Raw genomic sequence first — 14,881 nt, 5'->3', positions numbered from 1 at the left:
TAAACTTGACAGTCCTCTACTCAACTTTCAGGAGAGTCGGAATGCCCGAAGACTTCACCCCCTCAGCCTCGTCCGGCGAGAACGACGGCTCGTTCGACGAGTTCCTCGCCCGGTACCTGGCGGGCGAGCGCGCCCGCGCCGAGCGCTCGATCGACCTCAGCCGCTTCCTCGGCGCCCGCACGCAGGAGATTCTGCAGCGCGCCGGCAAATACGCCCTCGATCGCGGGCAGCGCGAGCTCGACGCCCTGCACGTCCTGCGTGTCCTGGCAGCCGACGCCCCCGCGAAGGATGCGGTCGCTCGGATCGGGGCCGATCCCGCCGCGATCGTCCGCGCCGCGGAGGAGCGCCTGCCCGCAGCATCCGCGGCGGCGGACGTCGACGGCGCCGTCATCACGCCGTCGGTGCAGCGCGCCCTTTTCCACGCGTTCCAGGTCGCACGCTCGTCGGGATCGACCTACGTCGACCCCGAGCACCTCTTCTTCGCCCTGGTCCTCGCGCAGGACACGCCTGCCGGCCAGGTGCTCGCCCGCGCCGGTGTGACGGCCGAGGCGCTCACGCAGAGTGCCCGCGAGACGGTCGCGCCGAGCGGCGTGCCCGTCGCGGACGAGGCGGCCGCGGCATCCACCACTCCCATGCTCGACAGGTTCGGCACCGATCTCACGGCGCGAGCCGCCGCGGGCGACCTCGACCCCGTCATCGGACGGAGCGACGAGATCGAGCAGACGATCGAGATCCTCAGCCGCCGCACGAAGAACAACCCCGTGCTCGTCGGCGAGGCGGGCGTCGGCAAGACGGCGATCGTCGAGGGCTTGGCACAGGCCATCGTCGCCGGCGACGTGCCCGAGCAGCTGCTCGGTCGTCGCGTCATCGCCCTCGACCTGCCCGCAATGCTCGCCGGCACGCGCTACCGCGGCGACTTCGAGGAGCGCCTCACGAACACGATGGACGAGATCGCGGCGCTGACGTCCGAGCTCATCGTCTTCATCGACGAGATCCACACGGTCGTCGGCGCCGGTGGGGCGGGCGATGGAGCGATGGATGCCGGCAACATCCTCAAGCCGCGTCTCGCGCGCGGCGAGCTGCACCTCGTCGGCGCGACGACGCTCAAGGAGTACCGCACGATCGAGAAGGACCCTGCGCTCGAGCGGCGGTTCCAGCCCGTGCGCGTGGGCGAGCCCTCGATCGAGGACGCCGTGCTCATCCTGCGCGGCCTGACGCCCGCGTACGAGGAGCACCACGGCATCCGCTACACCGACGAGGCGATCCGCGCGGCCGTCGAGCTGAGCGACCGCTATCTGCCTGCGCGAGTGCTGCCCGACAAGGCGATCGACCTCATCGACCAGGCGGGTGCCCGCCTGCGCCTGCGGCTGGGAGTCAAGGTGGACGTGAGCGGACTCGTGTCGCAGCTCGCGACGCTGGAGGCCGACAAGAACGCGGCCGTCTCGGCGGAGCACTACGAGGACGCGATGCGCCTGCGCGACGAGATCGCCGCGGTGCAGACGCGGCTGGATGACGCGACCGCCCGGCCCGCGGCCGGCGCCGAGGCCGTCGTGGACGAGCCCGAGATCGCCGCCGTCATCAGCCGGGCCACCGGCATCCCGGTCAATCGCCTCACCGAGACGGAGCGCGAGCGCCTCGCATCCCTCGAGGACGAGCTGCACGCGCGCGTCATCGGCCAGGACGACGCGGTGACGGCTGTCGCCAAGGCCGTGCGGCGCAACCGCACGGGCATGGGCGACGCGCATCGGCCCGTCGGGTCGTTCCTCTTCCTCGGGCCCACGGGCGTCGGCAAGACCGAGCTCGCGAAGGCCCTGGCATCCTCCCTCTTCGACGACGACTCCGCCGTCATCCGCTTCGACATGAGCGAGTTCGGCGAGCGGCACACGGTGTCGCGGCTCGTCGGCGCCCCTCCCGGTTACGTCGGCTACGACGAGGCGGGGCAGCTGACGGAGCGCGTGCGTCGGAACCCCTACGCCGTCGTGCTGTTCGACGAGATCGAGAAGGCGCACCCCGACGTGTTCAACCTGCTGCTGCAGGTGCTCGACGACGGGCGCCTGACCGACGGCCAGGGGCGCACGGTGGACTTCCGCAACACCGTCATCGTCATGACGTCCAACCTCGGTTCGGAGTTCCTCGCTTCGCGTGGCGGTGCCATCGGATTCCTCGCCGACGGCGGCGGATCGACGGGCTTCGGGTCCGAGAAGGATCTGCGCGACCGGGTCATGGGCAAGCTGCGCGAGGCGATGCGGCCCGAGTTCCTCAACCGCATCGACGACATCGTGCTGTTCCGCAAGCTCGAGAAGCCGCAGCTCGCCGAGATCGTCTCGCTGCTGCTGACCGCGACGCGGGCGCGCCTGGCGCGTCGCGAAGTGGACTTCGTCGTGACCGACGCGGCCGTCGAGTGGCTGGCCGAGCACGGCTACGAGCCCGAGTACGGGGCGCGGCCCCTGCGCCGGCTCATCCAGCGCGAAGTCGACGACCGCATCGCCGAGCTGTTCGTGACGGGTGCGCTCGTCGACGGTGGATCGGTGACGGTGGATGCCGTGTCGGGCGCCATCGTCGTCCGTTCGAGCGCGGAGCTGCCGATCGCGGCGTGAGTATCGCCGTATCGGCAGGCGTGGCATCCATCGCCTGAGCGATTCGATGCGGGTCGTGCCACAGTGGAAGCATGACCCGCATCGGAGCGATCTTCAGCCCGTACCCGAATCCGCCCGAGTCGTTCCGCGACGCGGTGTTCGCCGCGGAAGACGCGGGGCTTGCCGAACTGTGGCTCTGGGAGGACTGCTTCCGTCAGTCCGGCTTCGCGCCCGCAGCGGCGGCGCTCGCATGGACCGAGCGCCTCCACGTCGGCATCGGCATCTCGCCGATGCCGCTGCGCAACGCGGCTGTGACCGCGATGGAGATCGCGACGATCGCGCGCACGTTCCCCGGTCGGTTCCTGCCGGGCCTCGGGCACGGGGTGCAGTCGTGGATGGCTCAGGCGGGTGTCAAGGTCGCGTCGCCGCTGACGCTCATGCGCGAGTACGTCCCGTCGGTGCGGAGTCTTCTCCGCGGTGAGAGCGTGTCGCTCGATGGCCGCTACGTGCACCTCGACGACGTGCAGCTGGCGTGGCCGCCGCCTGTGTCCGCGCGCGTCTACGCGGCCGCCGAAGGACCCAAGACGCTCGCGCTCGCGGGCGAGGTCGCCGACGGCGTGGTCCTCGACAGCAGGCGCTCGCCCGACGAGCTCGCGAAGCAGATCGAGCGAGTGCGGGCGGGAGCCGGACCTGCGCCGCGCGATGTCGTCGCCTTCGTCGTCGCGGCGTTCGGCGAGGGAGCGCTCGAGCGCGTGACGGCGGATTTCGCCACGAACGCGCCCGACCGATCGGCTGAGTCGCGCGCGCTCGCGGGATCCGTCGACGACGTCGCGCGGGGCATCGAGGCCTTCGCCGCGGCCGGTGTCGACAGCGTCGTGCTCCTGCCGCCGGCGGGCGAACCCGACCTCGCCGCGTTCTATCGGCAGGCCGGTGCCGTGGCACGGTCGATCGCATGACCGCTTCTCTCTCGATCGGGATCGCCGCGGCCGCGGGGCCGGACGCGGCTGTCGTCCTCGCACCCGTGCTCGAGCAGCGCGGATTCCACGCACTCTGGGTCAACGACACCCCCGGTGCCGATGCGCTCGCGGTGCTCGCTGCCGCCGCATCGGTGACCGACCGTCTGGTTCTCGCGACCGGAGTCCTCCCCGTCGACCGGCGATCCTCCGACGAGATCCTCGCGCAGATCGACGGGCTGGCCCTGCCGACGGACCGACTCGTCCTCGGCATCGGGGCGGGCCAGACCGCGCACGGCGCGCTCGACCGCGTCCGCACCGCGGCGACCGGACTCCGCGAGCGGACCCCGGCCCGCATCGTCGTCGGCGCCCTCGGGCCGAAGATGCGACAGCTCGGGGCGGAGGACTCCGACGGCGTCCTGCTGAGCTGGCTGCCGCAGGACATCGCGGCCGACCAGGCTGCGCAGGCGCACGATCTCACGCCCGGGACGCACGTTGCGCTGTACGTGCGGACGGCGATGGATACGGCATCCATCCCGCGGCTCCACGAGGAGTCGGCGCGCTACGGGTCGTATCCCGCGTACGCCGCCAACTTCACCCGACTGGGCATCGGACCACTCGACACCGTCATCGACCCCGATCACGACCGACTCGATGCGTACCGCGCCGGTGTCGACGAGGTCGTCCTGCGGGCCATCACTCCCGGTGATTCCCCCGCGGACTACGTGCGCTTCGTCGAGGCGGTGCCGCTGTGAGGGCCGTCGCGCGGTACGCGCTCGCCGCCCTCCTGCTCGTCGCCGGGGTGTCGCACCTCACGTGGGGCCGACGCGGCTACCGCATCGTCGTCCCCGACTGGGCGACGAAGCTCCTGCGCACCGACAAGGACATGATCGTCGTGGCGTCGGGTGCCGTCGAGATCATGCTCGGCGCCGGCCTTGCCGCGCTGCCCCGCGATCGCGGGCGCATCGGCGCGATCATCGCGGCCTTCTTCGTCGCGGTGTTCCCCGGCAATCTGCATCAGTGGCGCACGAAGCGGTCCGCGCCGATGCTCGACACCGACACGAAGCGATTCGTCCGCCTGCTGCTGCAGCCCGTGCTCGTCGCGTGGGCGCTGTGGAGCACGCGGGGCGCGCGAGACTAGCCGCGGCTCGTCGCTAACTCGCGTCCCGCGCCAGGCCATCGACGTATGCGCGCACCTCGAGCTCCAACAGCAGCCGCTCGTCGTCGTCATCCAGGTGCAGGCCGGTGACGCGCTCGATGCGCCTTAGCCGTTGGCGCAGAGTATTCGGGTGCAGATGCAGTGCGCGCGATGCGCGCTGAGGACTCCGCGCCTCGCGGAAGTAGACGTCGATGGTGTGCAGGAGCTCGCGCCCGTCGACGTAAGAGCTCGCAAGGACCGCGTCCACGGGCTCGCCGGTGAGCAGCCCTCTCTCCCACAGTGCCTGGACAGCTCGGGACACCTGGAGATTCGCCCGTCTCGATTCGTACGTGATGATTCCGATCGCTCCTTCCGCAGCGGCCTTCTTCAACATCGTGTCGACGGTCTCGCGAGCGAGGGGCAGTTCGCGCGGGTTCTCGACGGAGGGACCGACGGCGCAGCGGGTGCTCACCTTCAGCTGGGCGCTCAGGGCGGCAGAGGTCCGCTCCGCCCAGGGCAGGATGGTCGACGGGGCCGGCGGGTCGGGGATGATCACGTAGGCGACCGACTGCGAGATCGCCACCTGTGCCTTCTGCCGGATGACGGCGGCATGAAGTGCGATCACCGCCGCTGGGGGTGCGGAGAACGGCTCTGCGGGAACGTCGTCGGATGCGAGCTCGAACGCGACGAGCATCCACGTCCGGGAATCCTCGAGGCCGAGGATCGCGGCGAGTGTGCGCCGTGACTCGGTGCTCCGACGGAGGCCGATGAGCTGAAGAAGCGCTTCGGTGTCGCGGGACTCGACACGATCCGCGCGGAGAATCGCCCGCGCGGCGAGTGTGGCGCCTGCTGACAGGATTTGACGCGCGCGCGCGGCGAAGGGCATCGCTCCTTGCTGGACCCAGATTGTTCCGAGCTGGCGCTGCGTTCGCTCGTCCACCATGCCGGCGGCGAGCCGCGGCATTGTGTCGCCGTCGCGCCCGAACTCCAGGACACGGCCGGGGCGGCGGAGCTCATCCCAGACGCCCTGAGCGCGTAGTTGCTCCCGGTGGCCGGGAGGTGCTCCGCGGCCGAGGATGGAGTCGCGCCGAAGTTGATCGGCGTGCTCGTCCAATGGCGAGAAGGCCAGCACTCGACTCTGCATGTCGTCGATCGACACATAGCCGTTGATCTGATCGGCGAGCGAATTGGCGATGGCGAACAGATCGCCGACCTGGGAGCGCTCCGGGATGCCTGTGGGCGGATCGACTTCGGGCTCGGGGGCGGAGGTGATCATCCGCTCGACCAACGCATGAAGCTGTCCCCACGGGACTTCCGGATTGACTCTCGCGATGTGCGCGATGCCCGCGCGGACGGCGAGATCCTCCACCGGCACGGTGTCCGGCATCTTCACCATCACCAGCGCCGGCCGCGATGCCGCGAGGTTCTCGAGTCCGCTTGCCAGGTGGTCCGGCGTCTGGCCGATGAGCAGCACGACCTCGTCCGACCGGTCGAGTCGAGTCACGCCCTGATCCTGCGGCTCGACGATGCTGCAGGCCCGGATCACGAGCGCGGGCGCCGCTGTGCCGCGCGGGAGCGTCACCATTCCCCGCAGGTTGCTCACTAGTCGATCCAGCGTCTCCACGGCTCTCCCGTTTCGTCCTGATTTCGCCCCTGATTCGATCGTGGTAAATCGTTGCACATGCACAGGAAGATCTCGAACACTGTGTGCGAGCACACCGACCTGTCACCTCAGCGGTTCCGTAACATCGCTGACAACCCGTACGCCACACCACCCCAGGAGTTCCGCATGCGTCGTACCCACCGCACACAGCACGCCATCTTCACCGGTGCCTTCTTGGGCGCCGTCGCCATCGCCCTCGCCGGGTGCTCGTCCACCGCCGCGCCGGATGAATCGACAGAGACGACCGCCGATGGGGAGTCCTTCACCATCCCGCAGCAGACCGGCGTGCCCCCGTGGGCGTACACCAACGATGCGGACGACCTCATCGGCATGCTCCCGGACCTGTCGAGCGCACTCGCGCCATACCTGGGCGTGACGATCGAGAACGAGCGCACCACGTGGGAGAACTCGCTGCTCGGCCTCGAGAGCGAGAAGTACGTCTTCGTGCCCGGCGCTGACGCGACGCCGGAGCGCCTCGAGAAGTTCGACTTCGCGATCGCCCTCCAGGACGGCTACGGCTTCCAGGTCAAGACGGGCAATCCCGAGATCGCCGACGACATGATGGCCCTGTGCGGGCTGAGCATCGGCCTGCCGGCATCCTCGAGCCCGATCCAGTCGCTCGAGGAGCAGTCGGCGGCCTGCGTCGAGGCCGGCGAGGCGCCCATCGACATCAAGACCTTCCCCGATTGGGCGAGCGCGGACCTCGCAGCCCAGAGCGGTCAGGTCGACACTGCGACAGCGACGCTGAGCTCGATGGGATACCAGGCGGCCGAGAATCCCGACAAGTGGACCATCACCGGTCCGCGCTATCTGCAACTCGAGATCGGCTTCGCCGTGCCCAAGGGCAGCGAGTGGGGTCCGCGCCTCGTGGACGCCTTCAACGAGATGATCGCCGACGGCACTTATGCCGCGATCTTCGACACCTACGGCACGCCGGGCATGATGATCGAAGAGTCTCATCTGGTGACCGAATGAGCAGCTCGCTCATCACCGAGCCGGCATCCGAATCCGTGTGGCGCGCCCAGGCGATCAGCCTGGGCGCCGCCCCGCACGAGAAGCACTCGCACGTCGTGCGAAATGCGGTCGCCGGACTCGTGCTGCTGATCGCGATCGTCGCGATCATCGACTTCGTCCTGCGCCCTGCACTCGGCTGGCCCGTCGTCTGGGAGTACCTGTTCGCACCGAGCGTCCTGCAGGGGATCGTCAATACGCTCCTGCTCACGGTGTTGTCGATGAGTCTCGCGCTCGTGGCATCAGTGATCCTCGCGAACATGCGGTTGTCCACCAATCCCGTGCTACGCGCGATCTCGGGCATCTACGTCTGGTTCTTCCGGTCCATCCCGCTGCTCGTCCTGCTGATCCTCTGGTTCAACATCGCGATCATCTATCCGCGCATCTCGCTGGGCGTGCCGTTCGGGCCCGAGTGGTGGTCGATCGACACTTCCGCGGTCGTGAACGGCTTCTGGGCAGCGGTCTTCGCGTTCGGGTTCCAGCAGGCCGCCTACACATCGGAGGTGATCCGCGCGTCGTTGCTGGCCATCCCGGTCGGTCAGCGCGAAGCCGCCGCCGCGATCGGGATGACGAAGCCGCTCATGTTCTTCCGCATCGTGCTGCCGCAGGCCATGCGGATAGCCATCCCGCCGATCAGCAACGACACCATCAATCTCCTGAAGGCGACCTCGCTCGCGGCTTTCATCGCAGTTCCGGATCTTCTGTACTCCGTCCAGACGATCTACAACCGCACGTATGACATCGTGCCGCTTCTGCTCGTTGCGACGATCTGGTACGCGGTGTTCGTCAGTGCGCTCTCGTATGGCCAGTACCACTTGGAGCGAGCCCTGAGCCGCGATCGACGGGCGGTGAAATGATGTCAGTACCCCTGATCGCAGCCATCAACATCTCCAAGTCTTTCGGCTCCCACCAGGTGCTGCGCTCCGTGAGTTTCGAAGTCGCACAGGGGGAGGCCCTCTGCATCCTCGGACCGTCGGGTAGTGGGAAGAGCACGCTCCTGCGCTGTCTGAACATGCTCGAGCGTCCCGATGAGGGCGCGGTCTTCCTCGGGGGCGACCTGATGGGCTACCGATCGCACGGGCGCGGGATCCGGGAGCTCCATGACAAGACGGAGTCGATGCAGCGTCAGCGCCTGGGGATGGTATTCCAGCAGTTCAACCTGTTCCCGCACATGACCGTGCTCGAGAATCTCGTCGAGGGCCCCGTCAGGGTGCAGAAGCGCGGTCGAGTGCAGGCCAGGACCGAAGCGCTCGCCCTCCTCGACCGGGTGGGTCTGGCGGAGAAGGCGAACAGCTTCCCGTCCCAGCTCTCAGGTGGTCAGCAGCAGCGCGTGGCGATCGCGCGGGCGCTCGCGATGCGCCCCGAAGCGCTGCTGTTCGACGAGCCCACGAGCGCCCTTGATCCCGAGATGGTGAACGAGGTCCTGCAGGTGATCCGCGAACTCGTCCGGGACGGGATGACCAGCATCATCGTCACCCACGAGGTCGGATTCGCACGTGAAGTGTGCGATCGCTTCCTCTTCATGGAAGACGGAGTCCTCGTCGAGGATGGTCCGGTCTCTGTCCTCAATCAGCAGGCGGCGCATGCCCGCACACGCGACTTCCTCGCGAAAGTCCTCTAGGAACGCCGGATGCACACACAGATGAACAGCGAGCCCTCCATCGGCGGACCATCCGTCGCCATCATCGGGGCGGGCTTCGCGGGAATCGCGATGGCCGTGCGGCTCATCCGATCGGGGATCAGCAACTTCACGATCTTCGAGGCGGGAGACGGCATCGGCGGAACCTGGTTCCACAACACCTACCCGGGCGCGGAGGTCGACACACCGTCGCACATGTACTCGTACTCGTTCAAGCCCTACGACTGGTCGCGCCCCTTCGCGACGCAGGGGGAACTGCTGGGTTATCTCGAGGAGACCGCGGACGAGTGGGGGTTGGGCGACCGACTCGAGCTGCGCACCCGTATTGTCGAGATCGAGTGGGATGAGCGCTCGCAGAGCCAGACGGTTCGCTCGGACGACGGTCGTGAGTGGCGGTTCACTGCCGTGGTCTCGTCCATCGGTCTGCTGAACGTTCCGGCTGAGCCGAATCTGCCCGGGCGCGAGCTGTATGGGGGACAGGTGGTCCACACCGCACGTTGGAACCACTCCGTCCCGTGGGAGGGCAAACGCGTCGCGGTAATCGGCACCGGATCATCGGCGGCGCAGGTGGTGCCGGCGCTCGCGCCGGGGGCGGCGAGTCTCACACTCTTCCAGCGCCAGCCCGCGTGGGTGGACATGAAGGAGAGGAGCACGTTCACGCCCGAGCAGCGTCGTCGGCTGAACTCACCGCGAGGATACCGTCGGGAACGGACTCGGCTCTTCTTCAACCAGGAGAAGAACTGGTTCGGCGGCCGGGTGGTGCGCCCCGGGTCGGCTGCCGATCGCAAGGCGATCGATCGATGCACGCTCCACCTCGCGAACTCCGTGGCCGATCCGGAGTTGCGTGCGCTGCTCACGCCGAAGGGTGCCTACCTCGCCAAGCGGCCGGTCCGCAGCAACGAGTACCTGCCCGCAATCCAGCGCGAGAACGTGCGGGTGGTCGCGAGTGCCGTCGCCGCCCTCTACGAAGACGGCGTCATCGACGCGAACGGCGAGAAGCACCCGGCGGATGTCGTGGTCACCGCGACCGGCTTCCGGCCGGCTGAGTTCCTCCTGGGCATGACCGTTGTCGGCGAGGGCGGGCGCGACATCCACGCGACCTGGGGTGACGATCCGCAGGCGTTTCTGGGAATCTCCGTACCGGGCTTCCCCAACTTCTTCATGATGTACGGACCGAACACGAACTTCTACGCGATCGTGTTCAACCTGGAGCGACAAGCCGACTACATCGCTCGCGTTCTGCGACGGATGGTGAGGAAGGGCTACACATCCGCCGCAGTCAAGCAGACATATCACGACGTGTTCAACGACTTGCTCCAGCGGCGCATGGCCAAGACCAGCTTCGCGCAGGGGCAGAGCTACTTCCGCTCGAAATCGGGACGCGTCGTGACTCAGTGGCCCGAGGGTGCGATCGTCTACGCCGCCCTCACGCGATTCCTCGCGCTCCCGGCGACCAGATTCTCGCGCGAACGCACGCGGGGGGCCGACGAACCCCTGCAAGTCGAGTCGCTGGAGCGCGGATGAGTATCATCGACGACCGACGGATCGCTGAGCGGCACGTGGACCTCACTGCCTTGCGTGCCATCGAGCACAAGGTGAGGTGGATCGCGGCATCGATGATAGACGCGGCGAACAGTCCTGCCAGGAGGGATCCCGCTGGTCTCAAGGTCGGCGGGCACCAGGCATCCAGCGCGTCCATCGCCACCATCATGACGACGCTGTGGTTCGCGGAGCTGACGAGACTCGACCGGGTCTCGGTGAAGCCCCACGCGTCGCCCGTGCTGCACGCGATCAACTTCCTGCTCGGCGAGCTCGAACCCGAGGACATGGCGACTCTGCGCCAGTTCGGCGGCCTCCAGAGCTACCCGAGCCGATCGAAAGACCGCGACACCGTCGACTACTCGACCGGATCCGTCGGCATCGGTGCCACAGCGCCGATCTGGGGAGCGATCGCACATCGTTACGCCGCGGATGCGAGCGGACAGCGTCGCCCGCCGGGACGCCAGTTCAGTCTGGTCGGGGACGCCGAGCTCGACGAGGGGGCCGTCTGGGAGGCGCTACTGGATCCCATGGTGGCCGACCTCGGCGAAGTCGTGTGGATCGTGGACTTCAACCGGCAGTCGCTCGACCGCGTCGTGCCGAACATCTCCGGAACACGATTGCAGAGCATGTTCCACGCCGCGGGCTGGCAGGTGATCGAGGCCAAGTACGGCGTCGCGCTGACCGAAGCGTTCAAGAGGGCCGGAGGGGAGGCGCTCAAGCGTCGCATCGAGCAGATGACGAACGGGGAGTACCAGCGCATGCTCCGCTGTGACGCGCAGGAGCTACGCCGACGGTTGCCCGGCGATGGGGAGGGTGCCGCAACCATCCGGAGGCTGCTCGACGGCTACGACGACGATCGGGTCTGCGAGCTTGTCGGTGGACTCGCGGGTCACGACGTGGAGGCGCTGATCGGAGCCTTCGCGCAGATCGACGAGTCGCGGCCCACCGTGATCTTCGCGTACACGATCAAGGGTCATGGACTCGCCAACGCCGGCCACCCGCAGAACCACTCGAACCTTCTCACCCCGGCCGACATGCGGGAGCTTGCGGCGCGCTCGGGTGAGAGCATCGAAGATCCGTGGCGCAGGTTCGACGAGGGATCTGATGCGGGCGCGCTCGTGCGCGACGTCGCCGACCGGTTGCGCAGGGACGAGACCGCCCCCGCGCCGCGAGCCGTCGTGCCCGCGGAATTCGCTCGTCTCATCCGGGGCACGTCGTCCACGCAGCAGGCGCTCGGTCGGCTCCTCATGGATCTCGCGCGGACCTCTCCCGACACGGCTCGACGTGTCGTGACCGTTGCTCCGGACGTCGCCTCCAGCACCAACCTCGGCGGCTGGGTCAACAAGGTGGGGGTCTGGTCCTCGACGAACAAGACAGACTGGTTCGCCGACGATGCCGAGACGATCCTGCATTGGAAGGAGCAGCCTGGCGGCCAGCACATCGAACTCGGGATCGCAGAAGGCAATCTCGTCGGGCTCCTCGGCGAGCTGGGGGCGACGTGGAGCCGTTGGGGTGAGCCTCTGCTGCCCATCGGCACGCTCTACGACCCGTTCGTCACGCGCGCGCTCGAGCCGTGGTCGTTCGGGGTGTATTCCGGCGGCCAGTCGATCCTGGTCGGGACGCCCTCGGGCATCACGCTCGCAGCCGAGGGCGGCGCTCATCAGTCGATCATCACGCCATCGATCGGGATCGAGCAGCCGGGGGTCGTCTCGCTCGAGCCCGCGTTCGCCCAGGATTTCGAGTGGCTCATGCTCGAAGCCCTCTCGCGCCTCGGACACTCCGGAGGGAGCGGCAGCTACTTCCGTCTGTCGTCGCGGCCGATCGACCAGGCGCGCGCCGAGGTCCCGGAAGACCCGGACGCCCGTGAGCGACGTCGCCGTCATGTCCTCGCGGGTGCCTACGTCCTGCGCGGCGATGCCACCGCACGGCTGGCTCTGGTGGGAATGGGCGCTGTCATGCCGGAGGTGCTCGACGCTGCGGAACGGCTGGATCGCGAGGGAATCCCGAACAGAGTGGTCTGCGTCACGAGCGCGGATCGGCTCTATCGGGCCGTACGCGCGCGGCGCGGCCTCCCCGCCGACGACGCGGACGGGTCGATCATCGATGCCGTGTTCCGCGGAACCGATGCCCTCGTGGCTGTGCTCGACGGGCATCCGCACACGCTGGACTTCCTGGGCGGAGCAGTCGGCGCCGCGTCCGTCGTTCTCGGCACGACCGAGTTCGGGCAGTCGGGGCATCTGGACGACGTGTACGCGGCGGCCGGAATCGGCTCTCGTCACATCCGCGACGCGGCGAAGGATCTCCTCGCTCGCCCGTGACAGCGTGGACGGCCATCGGGAGGCTTCGGCCGCTCCGGCCTAGCCGCGGCTCGAGCGCATCGCGCGTGTGTGGGCGACGTCATCTGCGCCCGCGAGGCGGCGGTACTCCTCGGACTCCCGCGCGTACAGCGCGACGCGGCCCTGGTCGTCGGAGTGGATGCCCCAGCCGTACCGCTTGCCCAGCGGCGACGATCGCAGGCAGGCCTGGCCCTTCGAGAAGAGCTGCTCTCGTGCCGCTGGGCGATCGGCGTCGGCGATGCCGTTGCGGCGCGCGTACGTCTCGAACAGCACGTCGTCGGACGTCAGCTCGTAGGGCCGCGCCGAGATGAGCTCGTAGTGCAGCTCTGCGACGGTCGGCTGATCGCGGTGCGGAGGCTCGACGGCGTGGTCTGTCGGCGAGTCCTCGGCGACCTCGATGAAGGTATCGAAGTAGTCGGTCGTGTGCACGGGGACAGCCTAGGCGCAACCCCCGACACGGTGTCTGCGGGGCGGAGGATGATGGACGGATGCTGCTTCACGATCTCGTCACGGCGACGGATGCCGCGGCTTCGACATCCTCGAGGCTCGCCAAGATCGAAGCGCTCGCCGCCCTCCTTCGTGGGCTCGGACCCGAGGAGATCGCGCCGGCCGTCGGGCTGCTGCTGGCGAAGCCGCGCCAGGGCCGGCTCGGGATCGGCTGGCGCAGCCTGTCGAGCCTCGAGGTCGCGCATGACGCGGCATCCCACCTCTCCATCGCAGACGTCGACGCGGCCCTCACGCGACTCGCATCGACCGAGGGCGCCGGATCGGTCGCGACGCGGCGTGCCGAGCTCGAGGCGCTGGCGTCCGCCGCGACGGCCGAGGAATGGGACTTCCTCGCGCGCGTCATGATGGGCGAGCTGCGCACGGGCGCGCTCGAGGGTGTGCTGCTCGACGCGATCGCGAAGGCGGCGGGGCGTGCCGCGCCCACGGTGCGGCGCGCGGCCATGCTCTCGGGCGATCTCGGCGAGACCGCCGTCATCGCGCTCACGGCGACGCCGGAAGATCTCGACGCCGTGGGGCTCGTCGTGGGGCGCCCCGTCCTGCCCATGCTCGCGTCGACGGCGGCATCCGTGCCCGACGCTCTAGGGATCGCCGGCGAGGCGTCCGTCGAGTACAAGCTCGACGGAGCGCGCATCCAGGTGCATCGGCGCGGCGACGACCTCGGGGTGTACACGCGCAACCTCGCCGACATCACGCACCGCGTGCCCGAGATCGTCGAGGTCGTGCGCGGATTCCCGGGCGGGGACCTCATCCTCGACGGAGAGACGCTCGCCCTCGATGAAGACGGGGGTCCTCGGCCGTTCCAGGACACGATGTCGCGGTTCGGGTCGGAGTCGGCGAGCGAGCTCGCGCTGAAGCCGTGGTTCTTCGACATCCTCCACGCGGGCGGGCGCGACCTCGTCGACGAACCACTGACGGCGCGCCTTCTCGAACTCGAGCGCGTCGCGGGGGAGTGGCGCATGCCGGGGATCGTGACGAGCGATCCGGTCGCTGCCGAAGAACTGTCGCGCGCGGCGCTGGCGGCCGGCCATGAGGGCGTTCTCGTGAAGGGCGTCGACTCGACGTATACCGCCGGCCGACGTGGCAAGTCCTGGATCAAGGTCAAGCCCGTGCTCACCTACGACCTCGTCGTGCTCGGCGTCGAATGGGGCTCGGGGCGTCGTTCGGGGATGCTCTCCAACCTGCATCTGGGCGCGCTCGATCCCGCGGGCGAGTTCGGCCCGCCCGGGGGTTTCGTCATGGTGGGCAAGACGTTCAAAGGGCTCACCGATGAGCTGCTGCGCTGGCAGACGGCGCACTTTCCGACGATCGAGACGCACCGCAGCGAGTACGCGGTGCACGTGCGCCCCGAGACCGTGGTCGAGATCGCGATCGACGGCGTGCAGCGTTCGACGCGGTATCCCGGCGGCGTCGCTCTGCGCTTCGCGCGCGTCAAGGGCTATCGGCCCGACAAATCGCCCGCAGAGGCAGACACGATCCAGACGCTGCGCGCGCTGCTGCGGGGCTGAGGGAGGCTCAG

Annotated in this window: 12 protein-coding genes; 10 read left to right on the top strand and 2 right to left on the bottom strand. The window is 68.7% G+C overall.

All coding sequences use genetic code 11. The features are described from left to right. Positions 1 to 41: 41 nt before the first annotated feature. The 4 genes from MA876_RS15485 to MA876_RS15470 all read left to right on the top strand — a co-directional run bounded on the left by MA876_RS15485 (position 42) and on the right by MA876_RS15470 (position 4,670). The gene (locus MA876_RS15485) at positions 42 to 2,597 is read left to right on the top strand and encodes an ATP-dependent Clp protease ATP-binding subunit (RefSeq protein WP_248151496.1); all 2,556 of its coding nucleotides are present in this window, start codon (positions 42 to 44) and stop codon (positions 2,595 to 2,597) included. A gap of 71 nt (positions 2,598 to 2,668) precedes the next feature. Further along, positions 2,669 to 3,532: an LLM class flavin-dependent oxidoreductase gene (locus MA876_RS15480; protein ID WP_248151492.1), complete on the top strand. Its 864-nt coding sequence runs from the start codon at positions 2,669 to 2,671 to the stop codon at positions 3,530 to 3,532. After that, positions 3,529 to 4,284: an LLM class flavin-dependent oxidoreductase gene (locus MA876_RS15475; RefSeq protein WP_248151491.1), complete on the top strand. Its 756-nt coding sequence runs from the start codon at positions 3,529 to 3,531 to the stop codon at positions 4,282 to 4,284. Before MA876_RS15480 ends, MA876_RS15475 begins: the two co-directional genes overlap by 4 nt. Further along, positions 4,281 to 4,670 carry a DoxX family protein gene (locus MA876_RS15470; RefSeq protein WP_248151490.1) on the top strand — a complete coding sequence of 130 codons (390 nt, stop codon included), beginning with the start codon at positions 4,281 to 4,283 and terminating at the stop codon, positions 4,668 to 4,670. Before MA876_RS15475 ends, MA876_RS15470 begins: the two co-directional genes overlap by 4 nt. A 13-nt stretch (positions 4,671 to 4,683) precedes the next feature. Here MA876_RS15470 and MA876_RS15465 read toward each other — a convergent pair whose 3' ends face one another. Continuing rightward, complete coding sequence (locus tag MA876_RS15465; protein WP_248151488.1) at positions 4,684 to 6,252, bottom strand: PucR family transcriptional regulator; 1,569 nt, start codon at positions 6,250 to 6,252, stop codon at positions 4,684 to 4,686. A gap of 204 nt (positions 6,253 to 6,456) precedes the next feature. Between MA876_RS15465 and MA876_RS15460 the strand changes: the two genes are divergently transcribed. From MA876_RS15460 to MA876_RS15440, 5 genes are read left to right on the top strand one after another with little or no spacing between them, the layout of a single operon-like run. Beyond that, positions 6,457 to 7,305 carry a transporter substrate-binding domain-containing protein gene (locus tag MA876_RS15460; RefSeq protein WP_248151486.1) on the top strand — a complete coding sequence of 283 codons (849 nt, stop codon included), beginning with the start codon at positions 6,457 to 6,459 and terminating at the stop codon, positions 7,303 to 7,305. Next, the gene (locus tag MA876_RS15455; protein ID WP_248151485.1) at positions 7,302 to 8,198 is read left to right on the top strand and encodes an amino acid ABC transporter permease; all 897 of its coding nucleotides are present in this window, start codon (positions 7,302 to 7,304) and stop codon (positions 8,196 to 8,198) included. Before MA876_RS15460 ends, MA876_RS15455 begins: the two co-directional genes overlap by 4 nt. Next, positions 8,195 to 8,962: an amino acid ABC transporter ATP-binding protein gene (locus tag MA876_RS15450; RefSeq protein WP_308221667.1), complete on the top strand. Its 768-nt coding sequence runs from the start codon at positions 8,195 to 8,197 to the stop codon at positions 8,960 to 8,962. The genes MA876_RS15455 and MA876_RS15450 overlap by 4 nt, the downstream gene beginning before the upstream one ends. A gap of 9 nt (positions 8,963 to 8,971) precedes the next feature. After that, a complete protein-coding gene (locus MA876_RS15445) occupies positions 8,972 to 10,504 on the top strand; it encodes a flavin-containing monooxygenase (protein ID WP_248151482.1) in 1,533 nt (510 codons plus the stop codon). After that, on the top strand, positions 10,501 to 12,840 hold the full coding sequence (locus MA876_RS15440; protein WP_248151479.1) for a thiamine pyrophosphate-binding protein: 2,340 nt from the start codon (positions 10,501 to 10,503) through the stop codon (positions 12,838 to 12,840). The genes MA876_RS15445 and MA876_RS15440 overlap by 4 nt, the downstream gene beginning before the upstream one ends. 39 nt (positions 12,841 to 12,879) lie before the next feature. On the opposite strand, the gene MA876_RS15435 is transcribed toward MA876_RS15440, so the two are convergent. Then, positions 12,880 to 13,287: a DUF6157 family protein gene (locus MA876_RS15435; protein ID WP_248151476.1), complete on the bottom strand. Its 408-nt coding sequence runs from the start codon at positions 13,285 to 13,287 to the stop codon at positions 12,880 to 12,882. Between the two features lie 59 nt (positions 13,288 to 13,346). Between MA876_RS15435 and MA876_RS15430 the strand changes: the two genes are divergently transcribed. Next, positions 13,347 to 14,870 (top strand): ATP-dependent DNA ligase, encoded by a 1,524-nt coding sequence (locus tag MA876_RS15430; protein ID WP_248151473.1) that lies wholly within the window; start codon positions 13,347 to 13,349, stop codon positions 14,868 to 14,870. Positions 14,871 to 14,881: the final 11 nt, after the last annotated feature.

The sequence above is a fragment of the Microbacterium aoyamense genome (assembly GCF_023155855.1).
GTDB lineage: Bacteria > Actinomycetota > Actinomycetes > Actinomycetales > Microbacteriaceae > Microbacterium > Microbacterium aoyamense.
Note: the sequence above shows the minus strand (reverse complement) of the source record. Positions and strands in the feature narration are given on the sequence as shown.